The following is a 23,835-nucleotide window of genomic DNA, read 5'->3' on the forward strand; positions in this document are numbered from 1 at the left end:
TAGTTACCTTCATCACCTTGTTTTAATAGGTCCCTATTGTACTGTTGCCTTTTCATATCAAGCCTACAGTACCGTCCGACGATGCAGGCGACGGCCTCCGCCTAAGGTCGCGTTTCAATCGATCGGTCTCGGTCGACATAGTCCCACTCGAATGAGGGCGTGCATGGGGTTGAGCGAAACGCTTGTAAACAATGCAAACATAGTATACATCATGGGAACAATATCAACGCGCGTTCCGGACGATCTCGAGGGGGAACTTGAAGCCTATCTCGAAGAAGAACGCCTTGATCGAAGTACGGCAGTTCGAAAACTCCTCTCGGAGGGTCTCGACGAATGGCGTCGTAAGCAAGCACTCGAGCGACTTGCGTCGGGAGAGATCACCTTCTCAAAGGGGGCCGAGCTTGCAAGAATGTCTGTTTGGGAGTTTGCACAGCTTGCGAAAGCGCACGACATCACATGGATATCAGGTGACCACCTCGAAGCCGACATCGAGGAGTTGTGAATGTGGGTTTTCGATGCAACGCCACTAATTTACCTCGCAAAGGTAGATCAACTTCGCATCGTTTCCACCCTCGAGGAGAGTTGCTATATCCCGAAACCAATCCATGCAGAAGTCGTGACGACTGGTCTCGAAGGGGGCTATACCGATACTCGCCGTATTGAGAAGTGTGCCGATGCAGACATCTTTACGGTTATCACAGTCGAGGACTCCCCAGTTGCCGCCCGATTGCACCAAAATCCAAACTTGAGCGACGCCGACGTGGCAGTACTCAGCTGTGCTGCATCACGTGATGCAATCGCCGTAATGGACGAATCCTATGGAAGAACAGCTGCAGAAGTTGAAGAGATCGAAACACGGGGGACGGCCTACCTTGTTCTGTTGTGCGCTAATCAGGGTCATATTACTGTCTCTGAAGCGCGTGAGACAATCGACTCGATGATTGAAGAAGGCTGGTACTGCGCACCAGATTTGTACACAAAGCTCGTCCGGAAGCTCGAGTCGTTCGAATGATGACGACGTCGCCAACCAAAACGGAGGGTTCGTTCGAAGTTTTCGAGCGGCTTATTCAGAGGTCAGGTGAGCCGACCTGACACCCACACGGGGAGCAGATGTGCTCAGTTGGACCCCGACTCGAGACCATGGTGACGGGTGAGCCACACCGTGGACAAACTGGGAGTGACGATTCTTCACAGTCATCTGCTTCGGATGAGTGCTCGCTCATAAACCACTCGAGCAGTGCTTTCCGAGTGCGAGAGCTAGTTGAGTGCGATACGCCGGTCGTGCGAGACGTTTATATCTCGGTAGAATGAACGCAAACATGGTTTCAACCCGTACCGGGTTAGAAACCGCGTCTCGGGTGTCATCGCACCCGGGACATTTCAGCGCATGCCCCCTGCGGCTGGTTGGAGTGCGGTTTCCATCTTGATTGTTGTCGGGTAGTCACTTATAATATTGGGATTGCGGCCGGCAGAAACAGTATAGGACCACGTTTTCTATGCAACTTTTCCCCAAATTCTGAACCCTGCTGTCACACGTTGCTGATCGACGACGGTACTCGTCACCGGTCGTATCGTCTCCTGCTGCTCAGTCACGTCGACGTCGATGATCGCCTCCCCGAATGGGACGAGTTTCAGGAGCTAGCAGCTAACTACGAGGTGCAACTACCCCAATGAGACCAGCTTCACCGTTACTCCATCTGGAACGCTACCCTGACGACTCCGGGTGCTGACCATTTGGATGAGAAAAGCTCCCGTTTAATCTCATAGCCCGAACAGCTACGACTCGGCAGGGCGTGGTGCATTCTCGTACTTGACCATCTTTTCGGGCTTGTCGGAGATGGTCTCGTAGATCTGTTGCAGTGTCTCCTTGGCCGCGAGAAGGTTGTGATCGTCGAGGAACTCCCGACCCTCCTCGGTGAGGCCATAGAACTTCCACGGGTACCCCTGGCGGCGTTCGTCATCATCGAGAGCGACCTCTTTGACGATGCCAGCGTCGATCAGCTTCTGAATGTGTTTGTAGACGGTGGCATCGCTCACGCTACGGTTGAGTTCCTCGAGTTCGTACATCGACGGGAGCTGGTCGGGATGCTGGAGGATGTTGTTGATGAGGGCGAATCGCGTCTGCTGGGTGACGAAGAGGACGAGTTCGCTGGGTTCTATCTCCCCACTACTCCCGAGTCCGGTGCTCATACCATACGGTACATGGCGTGGAGATGAGTGGTTTACTCTCGAGTAATTCACTCTACGATAAACCATATCTCCCCGTCACGAGAGGCTTACAGTATGTCTGACGAGGAGTCGCCTGTTCCTGATGACGTTCTCAAAAGTACCAAATACTAACTTGACGAGGAGGAGATAACACTGGCCGACAACGAGGAGATCCTCCATGCCCTGAGCGAGTTGAACCCCGTCTACGAAAACGACAGGTCGTTCTTTGTGCTCGGGAACTACGACCGTGAGCCAATCCGACGGCTGAACTTGGTGGTTGACCGTCTCAATCGTCGTACCGATGCATACGCGTTCCGGATGGTCGACATCCGTGGGGAGTGGGATAACAGCATTCAGAAGTTCTGCCTAATCGCCGATGGGCGTGATGCTCTGTTTGGCGTGGACAGTACCTTTGCGAGTCCGTACTACCAAGCCCCACTCGAACTGGGTGCTGACATTGTCGTTCACAGCACCACCAGGTATCTTAACGGGCACTCCGACTCTATCGGCGGTGCCATTATCACCGACGACGGTCGGATTTTCGAGCAATTAGCGTTCGCGCAGCGGGTTGGGCTTGGGAATATGCTTTCGCCGTTCGACTGCTACCTCGTTGCGCGAGGCATCAAGACACTGCCCGCGCGGATGGAATATCACGAGAAGAACGCGATGGCAGTTGCCTGGTTCCTCGAAAGCCACAATCGAGTCGCTCGTGTCCACTATCCGAGTCTTGAGAGCCACCCGCAACACGATCTTGCGAATGAGCAGATGTCGGGTACAGCGGAATGCTGTCCTTCGAGTTTGATGGCACGCTCATCGAACCGAGAGACAGATCTGCCAATTATAGCGTGTCAAACGAGTTGATTACGTCACCCGTCGAGTATGTTTCGACAAGATTCTGTTCGTCGAAATCAGAATCGTCGCTCCAAATGGCAGCGTCGCTGGCAATCGCACACGCGAGATACAGCACGTCGTCGGGGTCGGTGTCTCCGATTGCTTCGTCTGCCCTCTCGATAGCCGGATAGAAGTCGTCGGCAGGAACGATCTCAATGTACTGAAACAGGAGGTCGATGAACTGTGCCACTCGGTCCGGCTCCATTCCGGACTTCTCCACAATCAGGTCTTCGTAGTTCTCAACTTCGTCGTGGACAAACGCGGGCGTCAAAAGATCTGGTTCGAGTGTAACGATGAGCTCCCGCGTCTTCGAATCAGCGATGAGTGCAGAGATAACGACGTTGGCGTCGATGACCAGCTTCATTCGTCGAGTCTACTCCGATTCTTCTTCGACGCGCTTGCGTCCACGTTCGTTGATTTTATCGGCGATTTCCTGAACGTCGCGCTCAGTGAGGTCGCTCTCGCTGGTGAGGTCGTCCATCATCTCGAGCGCCTCGATCTTCTCCTGAATGGCCTGCCGCGTGACCTCACTCCAGTTGATCTCCGGGTGCTTTTCCATTCGCGCTTTGAGGTCGTTGTCCACGTTGACCGTGATACTGGGCATACAGAAACCTATGGGCACACAGAATACTGTGTCTTTCGGTGTATCCAATGTTGGATGCTTCGAGTTCACCGCACTAGATGGACGGGAGAGTTCGAGTTGAGAGGGTTCCAAACTCCACTGGCTCGACACCGAAATCAAGGTCTTCTGAATATCGCCAAGTCTCTGGGAGAGTGATAATAATTCACCAGTATAGACAATGACCGTGAGCTTTTCCGTCTGATGGCTCATATGCCATGAGATGACTCATGTTTTAAATAGTTAATTACAATTTCGTCCTTTATTTATATATTCGACAAGACTGATACCATCTGTTTCGACAACATCTCCGAACTTAATTCCATGACTGCTTGACTGCTTCGCGCCGATCGTTGAGACGATCTTGTTCTGTGCGAGGATCGTAGTGCTTCTTGATCACTTTCACAGAGACATCAAATGGCTCGCTTGCTCGTTCTCTCCGGAGGCCACCGCTGAGATGGCTGACAATCGATCCTCGACGGATCGCATGTGGGTAATATGACTCCGGGCATACGTTCGAATCAGGATTACAGCTACCATCACACGAGCACTCATCCGCATCTTTTGGATTCCAGCGGCAGCTCGTAGCTTCGTACACCCATCGACGAAGTGTCGATCGAGAAGCTCGTCCGTATTCTGTCGTAAATGGCGGCTCTCGGCCGTATTCGTCAGTAACGTCTGGTCGTTCTGTCTCGATATACAATTGAATTGCGCTTATGACTTCGTTTTTTATCACGATGTTTCGCTCACCCTCACCAGCTGTGTTCGAGTTTTCGCTTCCATTTTTTAGCCTCGTTCCTGTTTCCGGTCTGTGACGGAAGCGAAGCGCTTTATTTTCGGGATCAAAATCTCGCCGGTCAAGTGAATATACGCCACCAATACGTGGTCCACCATTCCAGAAAAGTTCCATGAGGCCATGCATACCTGAACTTCGTCGACGTTGCCGAAGTCGGTGAAGGAGACCTGTGGCTTCAGGCTGTGAAATAGCCTCGTCGCGAGCTTTGGGATCTAATCCGAGCTCTTCCTGATTTAAAACTCGATATGCGGAATTATCACACAGAGCCCGTTTACTGAGCCATTGGAGCCACGATCGAACGTTTTTCGCATATGTAAATATGGTAGCATCCGAATTGTGTTCTTTCCGGAGATAGTCAATATACATGTCGACAAGCGCTGGGGACAGTTTCTCGGGAGTAGATACGTTATTTGACTCTGCAGAGTCAATCAAAAGGTAGTCTGAACTACCTCTCCAACCCAGGACCAACGGTAAATGAGTCCGATGCACAGGGAAGTTGGTTGTGCTGGCACCATTGACAGTGATCATTAGCAGTGTATCGACTGAATGAGAACTCAGCAATACGGTGCATAGACTCCGTCACATCGTCCCTGACTATGTCCAGATCCTCATCGCTGAACGTTTTAAATTCGACCTTTGGTCCTATGTCACCAACGTAGGCATATCCCGCGCGAACCACAGGCTCCTCGTAGAGGTCACGACACGCTAACAGGTAGATTGGGAGTTGCTTGTCATCTTGTAGGTCGCGGTGACGTTCGGTCGCCTTATAGTCGACGACGATCAGTTCGTCGTCAGGCGTGCGGTAGACAGCGTCGATATAGCCGACGAGTTCGTGACCATCGATATCAAGTTCGAACTCCCTCTCCGCGTCGATGATCTCGTAACTGGGGAGATCTAACTCGAAGTACCGGTCGATACACTGTTTTGCCGCTGGGAGAGCGTGCTCAGCACGACGCTGAACGGCAAGTCGCTCGCAGATTTCGTACCACTCCTCACGGCGTTCTATGTCTTTATTCGCAGCTTGTTCTGCGGTGTCGTGGAACAACAACCCGATTTCGCGTTGCGACACGCCATTCCCGGCGTCGCTTGTGGTCTCTTGGTAATCGGGGAAGGCGTTGACCACGTAGTCCAGGTAGTGGCTCCGCGGGCATTCTTCGTAGGCCGCTAGCGACGTGTAGCTGTGAGAGAGCGATGGCGACGGTGTCGACGGGCCGGTCAGCGACGCAACCTGAAGTGTCTCCCGCTTGGCTCTTGGTGAGAGATTCCCGTCAAGTGTGGCTGTTGCGAGGTCTATCACGTGGTTACGCGCAGCCTCAACTGCGAGTTCTTCTCCGTCATGATTGACGGAACCACCAACGTCTCCGACAGTCTCGCTGGCCAGCGTGTTCGTCCAGTCTACTGCGTCGTCCGGGAGACACTCTTGGATGTCGGTCCAGAGCGGGAGATGTCCTCGCTCTGGCTGCCATGGGATTCGAGATGGGAGAATTTCGTCAACCATCTCTGAAACCGAATCCTCATCCGCAACATCGTCACCTTCCTCGTTACCGCCCTGCATGACGAGGATGTCCTCGGCACGCGTGATCCCGACGTGGAACAGACGACGGGTCTCACGGGCATCGCGCTCGATGAAATCCTCGGCAAACGCTGCTTCCGCGCCATCCGAGAGGCTGGTTTCGAGCGCGTCGTAGGTACGTGAACTCGGGGCCCATTCATCAGCCGTGACTTGTGGGATAAGGACGACCGGGAAGTCCAGGCCCTTACTTTTGTGGATGGTCATCACGTTGACCGCGTCGTCGGCGACGTCCGGCTGACTCGTGGGTGTGATGCCACTCTCATCGAATAGGGAATCGTAGTGTTCGAGCGAGTCGATGAACTCCGGGGTGAGCGGTGGTTGGACGGCACTATTCCCGTACTGTTCGATGACGTCTTCAAGCTGGGCGAGATCACGGCGCTCCTGCTCGCTGAGATACCACTCAATGTTCGTGAGGTCCGTGAGTTTGCGGAACAGGTGACTGAGTGACGCTGATTCGCGGAGTTTGAGTAGTTCCGTGGCGTGCTCGCGGGCTTCTGCGACGCGCTCGGACTCCTCGAACTCGTCGAGTGGTGTCTCTCGGAGCGCATCCACGAGCGGGTCGTCGCCTGTATTGAGTGTGCGGAGGTCTGCGTCACACAGCCGGTACCGCATCAGGAGGACGCGATTCCAGCTCACCTCGTCTTCCGGCCGTGCAAGCGCCTTCAGATAGGCAGTGACGGTTCCGACGCCGACTGATTCCATAGCCAAATCCCCAGCTACCTGGTACGGGATGCCAGCGTCTTCGAATTCTTCGATGACAGGTGTCGCGTGGTTGTTCTTCCGGACGAGTAACGCGATGTCGCCTGGGTCGTACGTCTCATCGACATTTTCTGCTGCACCGCTCAGTAAATTCTGTACGACGGTACGAGGTTGGGTCGCACCGTCCGAGTCGTCGTCTTCGTCCGGTAGTTCGACGGTAGCGACGGTGTCACCGTCATACGCGGGTTCGTCGACACGAGTGAGTGTTTTGTGCCGTTCACGGTGATCGAGTTTCTGAATCGCCTCGTTCGCCAGGTTGAGAATCGGCTGTCGGGAGCGGAAGTTCTCCTCCAGTGGTTCGTCCATGAGCGCCGTGAACGCTCGGTCGAGTTCGTCGGTGATGTTGGCGACGTTCGCGCCGCGCCATTCGTAGATCGCCTGATCATCGTCCCCGACGACGAACAGATTATCGTCGGTGACGAGTGACGTGACGAGGTCGAACTGGAGGCGATCCGTATCTTGGAACTCGTCGCAGAAGACGTAGTCCCACCGCTCGGCGATTTCCTTGCCAACCGGAGAGCTCATCAGCGCAGCTGTCTCGACTACCAGACCGTCGAAGTCGATGAGGTTGCGCTCGTCCAGTTCTCGCTCGTATGCAGCGTACCCTGCGGTGAGATCTCGGGCAGTAAGACAGTCGGAAACAAACGAGTCGAGATGGTCCGTGAGTTCAAGGTCCAGATCGTCCGGGATTCCTTTCGGGGCACCGCTTGCGTACCCTCCGAACAGGTACTTCGGGAGTTTGTACGCGTTGTCTGGCAGGTCACGCTCGCCATCTTCGTGGGCCTCGAACGCGGTTTCAAGCGCATCACACAGGTCGACGAGCCTGTCGAGGAAGTCCCGGGCGCTGGCTTCGATCCCGTCCGTTCCCAATGCGTCGCGTTCCCCGGTGAGTTCATTGCGCACATCGGAAAGTGATTCAAGTACGCTTGACACGGAACGGCCGCCGAGATGGTCGCTGGCAATCGTTTCGATGCGCTCCGGAAGGTCGGCGAGATCGTAGACGCGGTCGGCGGGCCCGAGGAACGCGTCGATGTCGTCTGGGGAGATGCCGCTGCGCTTCATCGAACCGATGAAGTTGAGCAGCTTCGACGCGGCTCCGGACGCATATCCGTCGCTGCCGTACACGTTGGGTTTGACCGATCGGTACTCGATATCGTCGAGAACATCCAGCACAATAGCGTACTTCTCGGCGTCCGTGGCAACCTCGAAGTCCGGGTCGATCCCTGCTTCGTAGGCGTAGTCGGTGAGGATCTCGTTACAGATCGAGTGGTACGTGTACGCGTCGATGTCGTACCCCGCTGTCCCGAGTTTCGCGTTAAGCTTCTCCCGCATCGAGTCCGCCGCGTTGTTTGTGAACGTCAACGCGAGAATCCGGTCCGGCGAGATGTCTTCTTCGTCGATGAGATGCTCGATCTTCCGCACCATCGTGAACGTCTTACCCGTTCCTGCGCCTGCGAGGACACGCATCGGGTACGCGTCCGAGTCGATAATCGACTCCTGGTGGGGCTCTGGTGAGACATCTACTTCCGGCACCGGAAACCAGGAGGGGTACTCGGCCTCGTCGCTCATCGTTGCACCTCCGTTGACAGTCGGTCAGCACACATTTCTCGATAGTCGCAGTCCGGGCACGCCTCCTCAGTGATAAGCTCGAGCAGATCCGGCTCGTACGTCTCACCCGTGATGCCATCGTGGGCGTCCCGGATGAGCGTCCAGATCGTGTCGTAGTAGTCCTCGTAGATCTCCGTGGTTTCACGAGGCCAGCCACGCGCGGACACGTCGTATCCGCTCGGAGTGCTCTCGAACGACGAGCTGTTGAGGATCCCGTAGAAACTGAACCGAACCTCCATCCCATCCTCGTAGAACGGTTCGTTCTTCACGCCTTCGACGTATGTCGCCGTCTGGAACGCGTTCCGGACCCGCTTTGGTTCGTGATCCTCCCCGTCGAGATGGTCGCTAAGGTACTCGGCCGTCCCTGACGAAAGAACCCCGTCCGTGTTCCGCTTGTAGTCGAAAATGTGGAGTCCGTCGTCAGTCCGGACGACGTTATCAGCTTTCCCGTGGAGTTCTCGACCATCCACTTCGCACTCCACCCAACATTCCGTAGCGACCGAATAGCGAGCGTGCTTAATCCCGTCACTGCCGTCCGGATCGAAGAACGACGCGATGGCAGCGCGGTTCTCAGCTCGCTGGTACTCCTGATGCGCAGCAGATTCGTAGTCATCCGGAGTAATGTGTTCGTCCCACTTCGCATCGAAGACCTGCATCGCCCAGTTGTGTATCGTCTCCGGATCGTCATCGCGGTCAGTCGCATCACACACTTCCTCGATAGTCTCGTGGTAGATCGTTCCTTGGTTGAGATACAGTTCCGTACGGTCCGGCGCGTTCACGTCTTGCGCGTAGCGGTAGTCGTACAGGCGCGGACACGTCGCGTAGTTCGCTAACCGTGACGGGGAGAGCGACGAACTCATCGCCGCACCTCCCCGTTAGCGAATTCGACACGTGCACGCAACGCTTCTCGGAGCTCGTCTCCTCGGGAGCCGCTTTGTTCGAGTAGGTCCTGAATCTCACCGAGTTCCGCTTCGACCTCGTCAAGCGACACCGTCACGTCCTGGCTGTTCGCGCGGCGTACCTCCGCGAGCGCGTCGTCAACCCGCGACAGCAGGTACTTCTCCGCCGCTTGCTCACTCGTAATGTGTGGCTCATCGGCCTCGGTCACCCACGGAAGATCCTCATACGCCGCTGTGAGGAACCGCGACGCCTGTGCACGCTCCTCGAGCGCCGTGTCTTCGTACTCGTAGAGACAGCAGTATAGCCGCTCTGCTGCCGCACCCGCACCGACAGCCAACCGTCGCCGCGCGTGCTCCGTGTGGTACTGCGTGAACGATCGTCCTGACGCTGTCGATGTCGTTGGGAACGTCGCATCTACATCCGCTTTATCGAGTTCCGTGACACCCGGATAGTCCGGCATTGACGCGACTCGCTCGGTCGGAAACAACCGTGTCAGGAACGGGTCACCTGGGTATTCACTGTCGACGAGATTCACGAGGAACACAGCGCGAAAAGACTCGTTCTTAATCGCTTGCAAGTGATCGACGCGGACGCCACCGTTGAGATCCGTCGCGCTCGTCTGATTCTGCTGCGGTGCGTATTCGTGGGCGCGTTCGAGCATCTGCTTGAAGGACTCCCACGTCTCATCCACGAACTCGGTCTCTTCGAGGAACTCGGCCATGCGGAACGCCCGTCGAACGTTCCCGAACTGCGCCCGTGCATCCAACGGAGCCGCCCGCTCCGCGATCCGCTCTTTTAACTCGGAGTCCGTTGCCCACCAACGAATCGCGTCTTCGAAGCTGTCCGTCTCGCTGACACGGTCTAAGCGGTCCGTATCGAGTTCCGGACCGTGGTCGGGTACACCATCTTCATCGTCGGCGAGATACCGAACGGCCGCGAGGAGTTCCCGAATTGCAGGATCGTCACCGAACCCCGTGACGGTTGTCGATTCCGTTGGAATCCCGGTGCCTTCGAACGCTTCGATAATGTCCGTAACAGCACTACCGCTTTGCTTCGTGGCGACAGCGATGTCGTCGTACCCCCAGTCCGGCTGCGCGACGAGCTCTTCAATCTCGTTCGCAATCTCAGCGAGTTGTTCGTCACTGGTGTCTGTAGCGAGGACGGACACCGACCCGGCTTCCGGATCTTCCGGGACCGTTTCTTCGGCGAAATAGGCTGCCGTCGCAGCTGGTCGCGTCGACGGCGTCCCCGATGCCCCACGTCGGGACTCGCTGAACGAGACGTAGTCCGTGACTGGCCCTGTCTCGACCCACGTACGGCGCACGCTCGCGTTCTCTTCGGCGACACAGACGAGGTCGCAGTCTCCCGCGAGCGCGTCGAGATACGCGCGGTCGAGCGGCATGAACTCCTCAAACTCGACTGCGAGCACCGCGTCGAAATCAACGACATCGTCGCGGGCATCCCCGGTGAGGACATCGAGTGCTTCTGAGATGAGTTGGCCGCGTTCCATGTGCCCGTGCTCGGCGAGCCACTCGTGGAACGCGTCGAGCGCAGCCGTGATGTCACGGAGTTCCGGAGTATCGTCAGGCGTGACCGTCTGCCAGGAGATCGTGCCCTTCACGGCATCCACGTCCTCGATGAACGACGGCTGTGCAGACGCCCGTTGGAGGTACTCGGTTTCCCACTCGTAGTCTGCGAGGAACCGGTACAGGAGTTCCCGTCGCAACGCGTCGGAGAGAATGACGCGGTCATCGGTCTGGTTGAGGGCATCGGTTGCGTGCACGACGAGCGACGTCACGTACGGCGTCGCCGCGCCCGGTAGTTCCTCACCTAACGCCTCACGGAACGTATCCGTACTCGTCGGCGCACCTGTGATGACGAGTACATCCTCAGAATCGTGCTCGTCGAGAAGCATTCGGTATTCGTCTCGCGCTGTCCGTTCGACGTTTTCGCCCCCGAAGGGTACCGTGACTAACGTTCCATCGAACCGCCGGTGAGGTGAGTGGTCTGACATGTCTATTATCCTCGGACGAGCCGCGTGACCCGAGACAGAACACCGGTGTCGTTAGCGGCTGTCTCGGTGCCGCGTCGTGCATCTTCGATGATACCAGGCTCATCAATCCAATTCTGGAACCTGTTTGCGCTTTCAAACTGAACCGCAGGGCCGTAAATACCCGCCCGAATGTGCGCTGGCGTAGCTTTCTGGAACTCCCAACATTGCTGCTTATCCAAATTCGCCGAGAAATCTGCGATCACACGTCCGTCGTCTTTGAAATCGATTTCACACAGCCTGTCAGACAGCGCACTGATCCACTTCCGACGCCCCGGATCATGCTCCTGCTCAGCGGGTTTCTCTAGCGGCACGTACTCCGGCGGTTCCTTCTCGGCATACGCGTAGAGCTCCGCGAACACGTCCCGAGCATCTGCGAGCCGGTCCGACTGGTCTGGCAGCGAGATATCTCGCTGCAGGAACAAGTGGGCGAACCACGGGAACAGATTACAACCATCCGCCTGACTGGCGATCTGCGCGGCTGCTTCGCGCTCGTCCTTCTTCAGTTCGGAGAAGTTGACGTTGAAATCCAGCGTTTTCATCCGAGTGCGGAGTTCGGATTTCGGCTTCGTGGAGTCGTTCGAAGAGAAAATGAACGTCGGCATCTGGATGGAGCCGTCCCACTTCCCCTCCCAGTACGACTTGATGATGTCCCGGTCGATTTTCGACTTCGCCACGTCGTCGACGATGTACGGGAAAACGGTGTCCGACGCACGAGCGCGCTCGATGTTGTTTTTGACGAAGTCGTCCCCGGTTGTGACCTCCTGTACGTACCCGTTCGAAATGAGCCGCGCTCCGAATCGCAGGAACATGCCTTTTCCGCTGTCGTTGTTACCATGGAGGAACAGGAACGGTAGATCCTTGTCCAGTTCTGCGGACTCGTATTCGGCATAATGATGGGCACAATAGTTAGCGAACGGAGCCCAGCAGAAGTAGATAATTCCCTCGTAGAAATGTGCCCGCGTTTCCTTTGGCGTTCGCGTTTCACCGAACTCGCCAACGGTTTCGATGTACTGTTCGATCAGGTCGAGTGCATTGGCGACTTCCTGCGGATTGTCCGGCAATGATGCCGTTAATTCAAGGAAGGAGTCGTCAATCCGCAATCCGACATTTTTCTCGTCTCTATCGACGTTAAGATCAGGATACCCAGTGAAGGTCTCTTTGTACCGTGCGATACCGGCGGGTGTCGCTACGATTTCGCCGTCATTGATCCGGATGTTATTGGCAGACAGCGTATCGTCCAGATTCGAAATAGCGTCTTCGAGTCCCTGTGGGGAGAGGCGAACGCGCTTGTCCGGGCTGATTTCGGTCGGATCCGTGTCCACATCTTCAGCGGCGAAGACCGCTTTATCTGCCTCCTTGGCGTCAGTAACGACGTTGTATGTATTGACTTGGTTGTCGTCAACTGCTTCGTCGAGCCGTGCGTTCAGCTCGGCGACCGGGTCGTCACTGAACTCGTCGCCACCCAGCCAGATATCGTAAATCTTCGCCTCCTCTTCTGCCGTTTCGGCATCCTCAATCTCCTCAGTGAGGTCCTCCATGAACGGCGTCGCGTAATCCTTGTGGAACGCGTAGAGCCGTTCAAACCATTCGTCGACGGGCGTGTCCCCATCGGTACGCCAGGCGATGTTGACGTTGGTTTGCTTGCTCCCCTGCCAGGCCTGCTTGGAGAGGTTCGCCGACCCACAAATGAGTGTACGAGACCCGTCCTGATTTTCGACGATGTAGAGTTTCGTGTGAAGTAGGACGCGTGCGGAATCGACGGTATGGATGAGGAGATTACCGTCTTGACGCAGCGATTCCAGTTGCGCGGCGATTTTCTTTGCGTTGCTCGTGTTTTTCAGCGAGCGGCGGTAGTCATCATGTTGGTTGTCCCCGACGATAACCTCTAGCGAGTCCACTGCGAGGTTCTGGTTCTGAAACATCTTGTAGATGAACGCGGGGGACTGACTGTATGTGACGCAGTAGACGTGCTGGGCGTCACCGAAGTAGTTCAGGAAGCTGTCCCATGATTTGTCGGCAGCCATTTCTAGTTCGGCAGTGCTGCCGTCGTCGAACTCGACTGTTGCTTTGAATTCTGTTTTGGTCATGCGAGGGTCACTTATGTGTTGACGGGTGCGTGGGTGGTTGCGTGGGCCTGTGCTGGTGACGGTCAGATGTACGGGACGCCGCGGATGACGCTGCCTTTGGTGAGGTAGCCCTTCATGGCGAAGTCGGCGCACTTGTCGGCGTAGTACGTGGTAATGGGGAGTCGGGTGGACCGGCTCAGCGAACCCACGTGTGCTTCTGACAGCCAATAGGTTTGCTCCACGAGCGTGTCGAGGTCTGTCGACCCATGGCGTTTCACAATCTGCAACGGCCGCGGTGTGCCAGGGCTGCCCTCCTTTCCGCCGGTCGTGGTCAGGTACGAGTGGTCGCCGTTGTGGACGTGGAAGGCGATGCCTTTGTCTGCGATATCGAATCGTGATTTCGATTCGTCGTACGCGGCGATGCGGGGGTTCCCGGATTTCCGGATTTCGACGAGGTCGAACCGTTGGATGAGATCGCGGGCTTTGTCGAGACGTTTGATGAGGTTCTCGACGTCGAGGTAGAACTTTCCGTCACGGTGGATGACTACGTGCCGCGGTGGCCGGCCTTCCTCTTCGGCGAAGATTTCCAGAACGTGCTTGATGACGTTCGCTACGTCGTCCTCGCCGAACGTCTCGCCAGCCTGCTTCGTGACGGCCTCCGACGCGAGGATCGTTCCGTCGGCCATGATGACGTTCGCGGCCGCACCAAGGTGTTGCTTGGTCGCGTGGTCGTACGTCACGTCGAGCCCGACGAACGCGTCAACGTCCCCTGGGACATCGTCGATACGCCACGGCACGCCGCCCGCTTTCCCGATTAGAGACGAGCTGATGTTCCCGAGATAGCTGTCGTTGCCGAGATTGTCGATGGTGATCATCTGACTCGGTACCCCGAGTTGTCCAAGTCGGCGCTTAAACTCGGGATACGGATCGTCGTAGTCCGCTGCTGCAGCTTCGTCCTTATCAGGTACGACGATTAGCGCCGCGTCGTAGTCACTCGCCTTCTGTGCATGCTGGGAGTAGTGGAACTCCGAGCCCAGCTCGTAGATCTCTTGCTCGAACTTCGTCGGCTTTCCGTCGTAGTCCGCGAGCTTGCCGAGTACTGAAAGGACGTACGGTCGTGCTGCGGCTTGCTCGCTGTCCGGATACAGCGCGATGATGTCGAATGATTCGGGTGCTTTGTAGATCCCGTATCCGTTCCGTTCCAGACCTCCGGCTCCATAGAAACCTGTCTTCCCATCGCCGAACCGAAGGTTCGGGGTGTTCGGTGTCTTGTGCTCCCGGTATCCTACGTTCGTGGGCTGCGGGGCGGGGTCGAAGCTAAAGTACGGTGTCGGACCGAGTAGGTCTACGAACGATGTGACGACACTGAATCGTTCCTCAGGTACCATCCGACTCTCGTTATGGATGACATCCAGGAACGTGTCATCGACACTGCCCAACTGGTCGAACGTCGGGATGACCTTACAGTACTCCAAGAGCTGCGGGAAGATCGAGTCCTCGTCGTTCCCGTACTGAAGATCGGCGATGATTGGGTCACCAGCCCGCATCGAGTTAATGACGTCCTGCTCGACGTGCTTCTCGTGGTACTCCGACATCGGGACGCCCGGCCCGTCCAGCACATCGTCGTAGTCCATATCGATGACCTCCTTGACCGTTGCCGTGCGAGGACTGTCGTACAGGTCAGTATCGTGCTCAACGCTCACCTCGGAAATGTCATGGCCGCGCTGAACCCACTCAGCGGCGGAGAATGTTGATTCCAAGTGATACGCGACGTTCACACCGCAAATCACGGTCCCGTCAGCATCGACGCGAATCCGGCACTTGTACTTCCGGTAAGCTTCGAACCATCCGCTGTTCGCGGTTCGTTGCGGGGTAGGCTCGATGATCGAATCAATACCTGATACCTCGAAGCGGCCATCAACAGCTTGCTTCACGTCCTGCTTGACGAACTCTTGAAGCGGCCCGTCGTCCGTGTACGAGCGCGCCTCCAGGGTCGTCTTGCCCTGATGTACTGGCTTGACCGTGTACCCGTGGAACGAAATCGTGCTATGGAGCTTTTCGGTCGCGTAGATACGCCGTCGGGACGCATCAGCTGTTGTGACTGGGCTGTTGATCCGTGACTGATAGTAGTTCGCTGCTTTCGCCGTGAACCCCTCAATCCCGTTTGTAAAGTCATCCGGGTCGATCCCGCTGCTCCCGGTTGCACGGAGTTCATATTCGTGGACGGTGAGTTCCGGTAGGTTCCCGAGTTCGAACTGCAGCAGGTAGTTTCCTTCTGACAACGACTGTTGGTGTAACAGTTCACCGCCACCATCTGCCGTCGGCCGTGGTTCGCTCGTCATCTCACTCTCTCGAGCGGACTCCGACTCAGCGCTTTGATCTGCCTCCGTTGAAGATTCACTATCATCACTCTCGGAGGACTGCGTAGCCGATGTGTTCTCCGCTCCGCCGTTCTCGGCTGCAGCAGGTGGCTCGTCGAGCGGCGTGACGATCAGGTCATATCCCGGGTTGAGTTGCATCTCATCGCGATACTCGTTCCCTACCACGTTCTCCAGTACGTACCAGCGCCCGAGATCCCATTCGAAATCCGCGATCTCGTTATTGTGGAATACGGTCAGCTCCACTGGCGTCCCTTCGACGTCCTCCAATTGGACTTTCCGAGCGATGGCGTCGTGATCCCACTCGTCAGTCCCTGTAACGCGCAGTGAGATATCGATCTGTTCCCCATTCTCGATGTCGGTCTTCACTACCATTACACCGACCAACGAACTCCCATAATAAATATATTTCTACTAGGCTCATCTAAAACACGCAAACTGAATTTTAGAGCCATCTCAACATAATAACCTTCTACAGACGGTTTGGGGGCGCTGCGGAGATAGCCCCAGACAACGACGAGGTCGTGGACCTTCCGCACAAACCACTGCGAACTGTGTCTTCTAATAGAGTCGAGATAGGGACATCAGGATGCACGAATATTTGTACTAGCCCAGAATAATCTCCCCTATGATCGGGACAGGGAGCACAGAAGAGTTCATCGACGACATCGAACACCACAACCAGTGGTGGAGTGACGGCACTTCTCCAGAACTATCACACGCCACAAATCTCACTCCTCGATCTGATTTTCACCGCATTCTCAAGGAAACAAACACCTACTACACTGACGATGTCGAGAGTCTCGTCTACGCAATTCACGGACAAACGGGCATCGGGAAAACCACACTTATACACCAACTCATCGCAGCCCTCCTCGACACAACTGAATTTCCACACCAAAACCAAGACTTCGAACTCACCTCCGCACTCTCCCCCAGACAAATCCTCTACATCCCCTTAGAAGATTCTCTGTATCAACTGGAACGCTCAGGCAACGACATCAAACGCCTCAACCAGGTCATCGACTACTTTCAGACGCATGTCGCACCCCGTCAAGGGCAGAAGTTCATCCTCCTCGACGACATTCAAGCACTTGACTTCGATGAGAACCGCAAAGCAGAGTTACTCAATCTCATCGACGAAAATACGTACGTATTCCTAACCGGCAACGTCGGCGCACAGGTCAACCTCTCCACCGTCGAAACCGTTGATGAATTCGAAGGCCCATGGCCCATCCTCCCGATGAAATTCATCGACACCGTCCAAACTGGCGAAGGCCTAGGTGTTGAATTCAATGAGGAATTCCGAACCCGACTCGAACAATTCCAATCACCCGATTTAGACGGCCCATCACCGATCAAAACAATTCGAACCGGGCTTTCCGGAACGAATTCGGAGACCAGTCTCGAAACAGCTGTTGAAACACTCTCGGAACTCTGCTTCGATATTTTTGACGAGAACGACCGAAATAACCTTCACGACGCCGCGCGCGCATACCTCCGAACAGGCGGCACCCTCCACCAGACAGACGACGCTTCGATCAGGAACGACCTCTCAAAATCTCACTTCCTCCTCTTCCTCTACAAAGAACTCGCCAAGTACCGATCCATCCAACAACCTGAAAACCTCCACCGACTCAGTTCCATCGCCGCCACCAGCGCCGGTGAAGAACTCCAGTACACTGATCTCAGCGATCAGATTGGCGTCGACAGGCGGACCGTCGACAACTACCTCGAGGTCCTCGATGAAGGCATCGCAGTCACCGAATCCCACGACTACTCCCTGCGACGCTACCGCCGCACCCGTTTGTACCTCCGCAACCCACGCCACCTCGTCCTCCTCTCCCAACGCCAGGAACACCACGGCTTCGAGGCGTACGAACGACAAGACACCCTTAACCACGAATTCGAATACAAACTCGCCCGCACCGTCGCCTTCGACCACGCCAAACGATTAGCGTATCAAGTCAATGCATACGACGTCGAATACACCGAAACCGAATCCGGCCTCGTCGACTACATCCTCCACCGCGACGGACACGTTCTCCCCTTCATCCTCTCCTACCACCCACACACTGGCAACGCCGAAACAATCGCCGAAGAATTCACCCCCGAATCCGGCCAGCACACCGAATCCGACAGTGAAGAGCTACAGGAGTTCGACTACCAGGCACCGTACCGGTTCATCATTACCGACAGCTTGCCAAAGGAAGCCAGAGAAGACGAATCCCTGGTCATCGAGAAAGGCGAGACCAGTATCTGCTATCTCCCGTTCTGGTTGTTCTTACTGATCTGCTGAGAAAGCCCCTGCCGTCTATGTCGGCGGCTTGTTCCGTATTGCGAGTCGTGCCCCCGCCCTCTTGGAAGGTGTATTCGTACCAGCCTCGAAGTTTGTCTCCAAAGCGTCTATACCTCCGCGTTGAGTTGTCCGGAGATGATGGTATGACTGAGACTGACAACTTGCGGCGGGAGTTGAAGACGTTCACACGCCGATGGGAGCAACTCACCGCGGTTCCCGAGACACCTCGATCACTGATGGACGTGATCGAATACTCGTTAGGAACGCAACGGAAGGCCGAGGTGTACATCAACCGTCTCTTCGCATACTTCCTCGACCCGGAGCAGCCCCACCGGATGAACTCGGAATTTCTCCGCGCATTTCTCAATAGCCTACCCGACACGTGTGGATTCGAGGAGGATATCCACGATCTCTCGGATGTCGTCGTCGACGATCAAGTACGGCTCACTGAGCAAGTCGACGGAGAAACAGTGTCGTCAGGATTCGTCGACCTGACAGTTCAAGTCCCCAACGAATGGTTCCTTCTGGTCGAACTCAAATTCTCTGCTGAAGACACTCAGACGGAGTTATCGACAGGATGTTACGCACATCGACGGTGTTCCGAAGGACGACTACGAGTCTGGTGCATACTATCTCTATCTGCACCAAGACGACCGTCCCGACGCGAACGACCCAAAATTCAGTAACTGGACGTGGACAGCCTTCGTCGAGACCGTCCTGACCGATTTTATCGTCGATAACGCACCACGATACCCACAACGAACAGTCGTACAGCTCCACGAATTCGCTGACGATATTCGATCAATCACAGGTATGTCAGGCCCCACCGACAACGTTGACGAGAAGATTGAACTGTATCTCGACCACTACGAGGCCATCGCTGACGTGACGGCTACGTTCGAGAACCAGTGGGAGACGTTCTCTCACAACTGGCCCTCTCATCTTTCTGATCGTCTCGTAACCGCCAATCAAGGATCGATCCGGTCAGAGAGCGACTACCACGTACTGTTCGAATGTGCGAACGACGCTGTCGGGGACTGGTGGTTCCGCTCAACGAGCTCTGATTGGGGGATGATCTTCAAACACGGCTGGTGGCGACACACCGATGACCTCACAGACATTCTCCACGGCCGGCCGGATGATCGAAACGATGCCCGAATCGGGTTCCACCATCGTCTCGAAAACGATCGTGAGCAGGCACTCCGAGACAACACGCTTACGCTCTATTTCCGAAACATGGGGGCCAACGATCAATCGTTCATCGATGCTGTGTCTGAGCACTTCGATGCGCGAGCCGATGCTATCGAAGCAGCGCTGCCGGAGACTGCCAGTCTCACCGGGAATAAACGGAATATGATATCGGCAGAGTACGACATCGTCCCCGACGAACACGAGGACTTCTTCGCGGCCTATGTCACTGCACTCGAGCGAGGGTTCTCTGACCTAGTCGTCGAGAATCCAGAATTGATTACCATCCTCGACGATATCTACACTGACACCGTCGCAGACATCTACGGCACCCAAATCACAATGAGGCCCCAACAAAATTGAGTTCGAAGCCCGCGTCGATTCGGCTTACAATACAGATCCTGGTGATTCCGGGTACTGAATGATTTCCACGTCTTCGTCGCGGTTAGCGGGTGTTTCGCGGGATAACTCGTCAACGAACAGCAGCCCCTTGACATCGACTGACTCCAGGAGGTTGTCTGCAGATTCAACGTACTCGTCAGTCGCTGACCGTTTGACAAACGCCATGTACTCCAATAGTTCTCGGAGCCCGGTTGCGACGTAGTCGGTATTCTGCGTGTACTTCACTTCCCCAAGGAACAGTTGTTCAAGTTCCTCCCCACCAGCCTCTGTCTCCCGATATCGCTCCAGGACAATATCAGGACGACCACCCCACAGTGAATCACTGCCACCACGGCCAAGCAGATCCTCAGAGATCGTTTGCCATCGGGAGAGCACTTCGTTCATTCGGTACAAGTACCCGTCAGGCTCGATATCCTCAGAACCGATTGACTCGCTGAATGACAGACCTTCACCGGTCGCATCATGGGACAGGACGAACCGTGACCCGTCCTGCTCCCACGTAGCGATCGTCGAGGGACTATCCCGACTGTCAGTTAACACCCGATACTCCACGCCCTCGTACGCATCAAGGACGCGGAACACCCAGTACAGTTCGAACAGTGTGTCTGTGTTCGCCGGCGCGATGAGTGTGTGATTCAATATATCACGCGCTTCAGTACTGTCCAACTCATGGTTCATCAATTGACGGAACCGATCGAGAAGGATTGCTGCATCCTGATAGAACTGCGAGCGCGAGCGCTTGACTGACTCGATGGTTCTGTCTGTGATATCTACCTCAGCGACGTTAATCCGCTGCAGGTAGATGTTCTGCTCATAAATCCGGTCAAGCATCTCTGCTGCTGATTCCACGCCTCGACCGCTTTCGCCTGTGGATGGCGTCACCCATTCGTTCAGCCAGTCATACCCCTCCGGGTTGTCCACCGCGTACGCAAGGTCGTCTGTAACAATCTCGTGAATAATCGTCAGTAACTGTTTCAGCACGAGGTTCTCGTCGATGTTGTAGTGCTCTTCAGGCTGCGTACACACAAACATCGGTTCATCCAGCCGTCCAGCGCGCGCCCGTGTCTTCACCGTTCCCTGCCAGTCAATCTGTCCGCGGATCTCACCGCGGTACTGGAACGACTCAGGAGCGGTTGTAGTCTTCATCTTCCGAATCCGGTCTTCTAATTGCCGCATAAAATCTAGGACACCGACCTCCGAGCTATCGTCTTCAGCATCGGTCAGGACGAAGTGAATTCGAAGCAGCGTTTCGATGTTATCGATATCTAGATCTGCGTACGCTGACCCGATGACTCGATCGAACCGAACTCCTTTCCGGAGATACGTCTGGAAATCGTCGGCAATCTCTCCCAATAACGCCTCTTCACTCGTCTTCGCCATCTTCAGTCACTCTCCCCCGCCCGACTGCAGGTCAACCTGGAAGAAATCACGTGCAACCGTCCACAACTCACCAGTCTCATCGTCAACAATCGCTTCAAGCGTCCCGATCAACTGCTCTAACTCGTTTCGTCGCAGCCCTTCCAACTGCGGGAACACGTACATAATAATCGGCGAAACGTAATCCGCCGTCTCCATTGGGGGAGCAGCTGCAACGTGTTCATAAATGTCCTCAACGATGGCCGGCCCGATAGCTCGCTGTTCGTTAACCGCTCGCCAGATACGCCCGACTGTCTCGTAGTGATGGGCTGCTTCCGGCACTCCACCGTTTGCCGCCCAGACTGCGACATAGTCCGCGACGAGTGATTCGAGTTCAGAATCATCGCCATCCTTACGGTCAGGAAGCTCCGGGATCCCGACCGGGACGAACGCCCAGCGACGCATGAACGCGTAACTCATCTCGTACAGCGACGTCTTGTCGAGCGTATTCATCGTTGCCAGCATCCGCCAGTCCTCCGGGATGAAAAACCGATTCTGTCCGGTCTCCTCGTGCCTGCGAGACGCGTCGAGAATCTCAATTGGGTCCCCGTTGGCGTCATCGAACGGTAACGTGACACTCTCTCCCGTCAATGCCGAGAATAACGACCCGAACGCCTTATCGATATCTGCCCGGTTGAGCTCGTCAATGATCAGCCACTCATTCGCTGGTGTCCCATCCCCATCCGCTTGGAACCGGTCCAACACAACTCCCGGCTCGAATTCCAGCGTGTTCTGCGTGGTCGTTTGATATCCACCGACCGTATCGAACGTCGACCAATCAGCCGACGCTGTCACGAGTTCGTATTTCCCTTCTCCAATCGTTGCTTCACAAACTTGCCGTGCCAGCTTTGTCTTCCCCGTTCCCGGTGGGCCGAACAACAAAACGTGATTCCCGTTTGCCAACGCTTGCTCCACCCGTGATTGAATCCGATCCCATTCATCGTCCGGAAAATGCAAGTGCTCCTGCTCAACCGTAATCTTCGAGTCTGGGACCGCAAGCTCCGTAGCGAAGTCATCAAACCGCGTCATCTCGCATAACTCCAGAATCCGGTCGTACTCAACCTCGGTGAGCTCCGTGATGACGAAGCTGTTATCAGATTCTACAAGCCGGCTTCCATCCAATTCCCCGTCCGATTTCACCTCACGCCAACTCGCTCCATCTAATGACTCATCCCACTCGAGCGTAATGCCTTCAACGGGATCGGAGTCACCAGATTTCGAAGCCTCTTCGTGTAACCCACGCGTAACGTGTGCTCGCCCGACAACCTCTTTCACTGGCGAAATCTGGTACACCAGGATCTCATCACCTGATGTCGCCTCCCGATACGCCTCCGGGTTCCGTCTGGCCTCACCGGCTGGACTTGTCACCTGATAAAACGACTCACCGCCCTCGTGATGCCAGTCAGTTGCCTCGGCATTCACCCAGAAGTACTGCGTTTCCCCTTCGGGTCCTGGTAGCTCTATTTCCGCAACGTCCAGAAGGTACGCGCCAGCTTCAGGCGTGAGGTGGCAGAGATAGGCCTGCAGCACGTTTCCGGCATCATTCAACGGATATCTGGTTTTTTCTTGTCGGACCTCCGGATCAAGCAGGCCATCCCGAACCTCGTCTAGCAGAATCGGGTCACTGAACCGCTCTGTGGAAAGGTCAACAAAGAAGTGCTGTTCCCCATCGAATTCATCCTGATACGCTTCCGACTCAACGACTGAACACGCACGGATCTCCTGATTCGCGTAGTGGAAAACGACATCCCCCGGATCCAAAACTGTGAGATCACGTTGCCACTTCGTATCTGTTGAACGAAGATACTCGCCTTCTAATTCTTCATCGTGCGTTTGATTCACCCAGAAAAGCCCGACACCGTCCGCGACGTCAGGTAATGTATCGGTTTCGACCGCGTCAGGAGCGAGAAGATCGTCCCAACTCCAAATCATCGTTTGGACGTGCAGCATCGATGGATCCTCGACACGTCCTTCAAGCCGCGTTAACAGTTGCGTACACGCCTTGTTTAATTCCAGATACTGGCGTGCATCGAACCCCTGATTCACCTTGTAATCCGCGAACTCACGGAAGAAATCCCGCATCTGCGTCCACTTGTAGTGAACATACTGGTCCGGATGGACAAACATCAGAAGACATGCACCGAGCCCGAGCAGCGATCCAGGTGCACTACCAGCTTCGACATCCGCGTAGAACTCCCGAAAACGGTTTAATCGCTCTACGACATCTTCAGTCGGATCAAAGAAAAACGAAAGCGTCTCCGCGGTTGTTTCAATGTTCGCTTCAGAAACCTCTTTGAACTCATGCCACGCTACACCGCCATTTTGCCCGCCGCCTAACATGTACGTCGGAATTTTCGTCCCGATACTCACCTGCTCATCAAGCACTTCAAGCAGCACCGGAACATCACTTGGCGATAACTCCGTCACCACGGTGTCCGCTAAGAATTCTTCTTCCAAATGCCGCTGATAATCCCATTTCCACGTCTCCCACCCAACGGGCGACGCCGCATCTTCCTCATACCCGCCAGCATCCCACACCTCAACAAATCGATCAACAACATCATCAATTCCGTCAAACTCAATCTCAAATGCCGATTCGCTCATTCATCAACACTGTCTCATCTACTCGCTTAAACGTGCCCCAACGAATATGTGTGTAGAACATTGGCAGCGGACTTG

At 55.5% G+C, this 23,835-nt stretch carries 14 protein-coding genes and 2 pseudogenes; 6 read left to right on the forward strand and 10 right to left on the reverse strand.

Features of this window, described 5'->3' with window-relative positions; translation table 11 throughout:
• Positions 1 to 211 precede the first annotated feature (211 nt).
• From ACZ5C7_RS02260 to ACZ5C7_RS02270, 3 genes and pseudogenes are all read left to right on the forward strand, one after another.
• A complete protein-coding gene (locus ACZ5C7_RS02260) occupies positions 212 to 502 on the forward strand; it encodes a UPF0175 family protein (protein ID WP_464375000.1) in 291 nt (96 codons plus the stop codon).
• Positions 503 to 1,012 carry a PIN domain-containing protein gene (locus tag ACZ5C7_RS02265; RefSeq protein ID WP_464375001.1) on the forward strand — a complete coding sequence of 170 codons (510 nt, stop codon included), beginning with the start codon at positions 503 to 505 and terminating at the stop codon, positions 1,010 to 1,012.
• A gap of 503 nt (positions 1,013 to 1,515) precedes the next feature.
• Positions 1,516 to 1,674: pseudogene (locus ACZ5C7_RS02270) on the forward strand (transcriptional regulator TrmB); the annotation flags it as partial.
• A 102-nt stretch (positions 1,675 to 1,776) separates the two neighbouring features.
• Here the strand turns inward: ACZ5C7_RS02270 and ACZ5C7_RS02275 are convergent.
• Positions 1,777 to 2,190 carry a PadR family transcriptional regulator gene (locus tag ACZ5C7_RS02275; RefSeq protein ID WP_464375002.1) on the reverse strand — a complete coding sequence of 138 codons (414 nt, stop codon included), beginning with the start codon at positions 2,188 to 2,190 and terminating at the stop codon, positions 1,777 to 1,779.
• Between the two features lie 93 nt (positions 2,191 to 2,283).
• Between ACZ5C7_RS02275 and ACZ5C7_RS02280 the strand changes: the two are divergent.
• Positions 2,284 to 3,069 (forward strand): annotated as a pseudogene (locus tag ACZ5C7_RS02280) (PLP-dependent transferase).
• Here ACZ5C7_RS02280 and ACZ5C7_RS02285 read toward each other — a convergent pair.
• From ACZ5C7_RS02285 to ACZ5C7_RS02315, 7 genes are all read right to left on the reverse strand, one after another.
• A complete protein-coding gene (locus tag ACZ5C7_RS02285) occupies positions 3,047 to 3,463 on the reverse strand; it encodes a PIN domain-containing protein (protein ID WP_464375003.1) in 417 nt (138 codons plus the stop codon). The pseudogene ACZ5C7_RS02280 and the gene ACZ5C7_RS02285 overlap by 23 nt on opposite strands.
• Before the next feature lie 9 nt (positions 3,464 to 3,472).
• Entirely contained in the window at positions 3,473 to 3,703 is a 231-nt protein-coding gene (locus ACZ5C7_RS02290; protein ID WP_464375004.1) for a hypothetical protein, read from the reverse strand.
• Between the two features lie 1,256 nt (positions 3,704 to 4,959).
• The gene (locus tag ACZ5C7_RS02295; protein ID WP_464375005.1) at positions 4,960 to 8,415 is read right to left on the reverse strand and encodes an ATP-dependent helicase; all 3,456 of its coding nucleotides are present in this window, start codon (positions 8,413 to 8,415) and stop codon (positions 4,960 to 4,962) included.
• The gene (locus ACZ5C7_RS02300) at positions 8,412 to 9,314 is read right to left on the reverse strand and encodes a RecB family exonuclease (protein ID WP_464375006.1); all 903 of its coding nucleotides are present in this window, start codon (positions 9,312 to 9,314) and stop codon (positions 8,412 to 8,414) included. The genes ACZ5C7_RS02295 and ACZ5C7_RS02300 overlap by 4 nt, the downstream gene beginning before the upstream one ends.
• The gene (locus tag ACZ5C7_RS02305) at positions 9,311 to 11,368 is read right to left on the reverse strand and encodes a PD-(D/E)XK nuclease family protein (protein ID WP_464375007.1); all 2,058 of its coding nucleotides are present in this window, start codon (positions 11,366 to 11,368) and stop codon (positions 9,311 to 9,313) included. Before ACZ5C7_RS02305 ends, ACZ5C7_RS02300 begins: the two co-directional genes overlap by 4 nt.
• Before the next feature lie 5 nt (positions 11,369 to 11,373).
• Positions 11,374 to 13,494: a phospholipase D family protein gene (locus tag ACZ5C7_RS02310; protein ID WP_464375008.1), complete on the reverse strand. Its 2,121-nt coding sequence runs from the start codon at positions 13,492 to 13,494 to the stop codon at positions 11,374 to 11,376.
• A gap of 62 nt (positions 13,495 to 13,556) precedes the next feature.
• On the reverse strand, positions 13,557 to 16,226 hold the full coding sequence (locus ACZ5C7_RS02315) for a Piwi domain-containing protein (RefSeq protein ID WP_464375009.1): 2,670 nt from the start codon (positions 16,224 to 16,226) through the stop codon (positions 13,557 to 13,559).
• A gap of 253 nt (positions 16,227 to 16,479) precedes the next feature.
• Here ACZ5C7_RS02315 and ACZ5C7_RS02320 point away from each other — a divergent pair, with 253 nt between their 5' ends.
• Both ACZ5C7_RS02320 and ACZ5C7_RS02325 read left to right on the forward strand, forming a co-directional pair.
• Positions 16,480 to 18,150 (forward strand): DUF4143 domain-containing protein, encoded by a 1,671-nt coding sequence (locus tag ACZ5C7_RS02320; RefSeq protein WP_464375010.1) that lies wholly within the window; start codon positions 16,480 to 16,482, stop codon positions 18,148 to 18,150.
• 813 nt (positions 18,151 to 18,963) lie between these two features.
• Positions 18,964 to 19,701: a hypothetical protein gene (locus ACZ5C7_RS02325; protein ID WP_464375011.1), complete on the forward strand. Its 738-nt coding sequence runs from the start codon at positions 18,964 to 18,966 to the stop codon at positions 19,699 to 19,701.
• A gap of 24 nt (positions 19,702 to 19,725) precedes the next feature.
• On the opposite strand, the gene ACZ5C7_RS02330 is transcribed toward ACZ5C7_RS02325, so the two are convergent.
• Entirely contained in the window at positions 19,726 to 20,886 is a 1,161-nt protein-coding gene (locus tag ACZ5C7_RS02330; RefSeq protein ID WP_464375012.1) for a hypothetical protein, read from the reverse strand.
• 240 nt (positions 20,887 to 21,126) lie between these two features.
• A complete protein-coding gene (locus tag ACZ5C7_RS02335; RefSeq protein WP_464375013.1) occupies positions 21,127 to 23,760 on the reverse strand; it encodes an AAA family ATPase in 2,634 nt (877 codons plus the stop codon).
• Between the last annotated feature and the right edge of the window lie 75 nt (positions 23,761 to 23,835).

This window comes from Halostagnicola alkaliphila (genome assembly GCF_055379965.1).

What these genes read in the sequence shown, in the direction of transcription:
- ACZ5C7_RS02305 (WP_464375007.1), bottom strand. Translation starts at nt 11,368, where the DNA reads ATGTCAGACCACTCACCTCACCGGCGGTTCGATGGAACGTTAGTCACG.
- ACZ5C7_RS02310 (WP_464375008.1), bottom strand. Translation starts at nt 13,494, where the DNA reads ATGACCAAAACAGAATTCAAAGCAACAGTCGAGTTCGACGACGGCAGC.
- ACZ5C7_RS02265 (WP_464375001.1), top strand. Translation starts at nt 503, where the DNA reads ATGTGGGTTTTCGATGCAACGCCACTAATTTACCTCGCAAAGGTAGAT.
- ACZ5C7_RS02300 (WP_464375006.1), bottom strand. Translation starts at nt 9,314, where the DNA reads ATGAGTTCGTCGCTCTCCCCGTCACGGTTAGCGAACTACGCGACGTGT.
- ACZ5C7_RS02290 (WP_464375004.1), bottom strand. Translation starts at nt 3,703, where the DNA reads ATGCCCAGTATCACGGTCAACGTGGACAACGACCTCAAAGCGCGAATG.
- ACZ5C7_RS02275 (WP_464375002.1), bottom strand. Translation starts at nt 2,190, where the DNA reads ATGAGCACCGGACTCGGGAGTAGTGGGGAGATAGAACCCAGCGAACTC.
- ACZ5C7_RS02325 (WP_464375011.1), top strand. Translation starts at nt 18,964, where the DNA reads ATGTCAGGCCCCACCGACAACGTTGACGAGAAGATTGAACTGTATCTC.
- ACZ5C7_RS02330 (WP_464375012.1), bottom strand. Translation starts at nt 20,886, where the DNA reads ATGAAGACTACAACCGCTCCTGAGTCGTTCCAGTACCGCGGTGAGATC.
- ACZ5C7_RS02295 (WP_464375005.1), bottom strand. Translation starts at nt 8,415, where the DNA reads ATGAGCGACGAGGCCGAGTACCCCTCCTGGTTTCCGGTGCCGGAAGTA.
- ACZ5C7_RS02335 (WP_464375013.1), bottom strand. Translation starts at nt 23,760, where the DNA reads ATGAGCGAATCGGCATTTGAGATTGAGTTTGACGGAATTGATGATGTT.
- ACZ5C7_RS02315 (WP_464375009.1), bottom strand. Translation starts at nt 16,226, where the DNA reads ATGGTAGTGAAGACCGACATCGAGAATGGGGAACAGATCGATATCTCA.
- ACZ5C7_RS02260 (WP_464375000.1), top strand. Translation starts at nt 212, where the DNA reads ATGGGAACAATATCAACGCGCGTTCCGGACGATCTCGAGGGGGAACTT.
- ACZ5C7_RS02285 (WP_464375003.1), bottom strand. Translation starts at nt 3,463, where the DNA reads ATGAAGCTGGTCATCGACGCCAACGTCGTTATCTCTGCACTCATCGCT.
- ACZ5C7_RS02320 (WP_464375010.1), top strand. Translation starts at nt 16,480, where the DNA reads ATGATCGGGACAGGGAGCACAGAAGAGTTCATCGACGACATCGAACAC.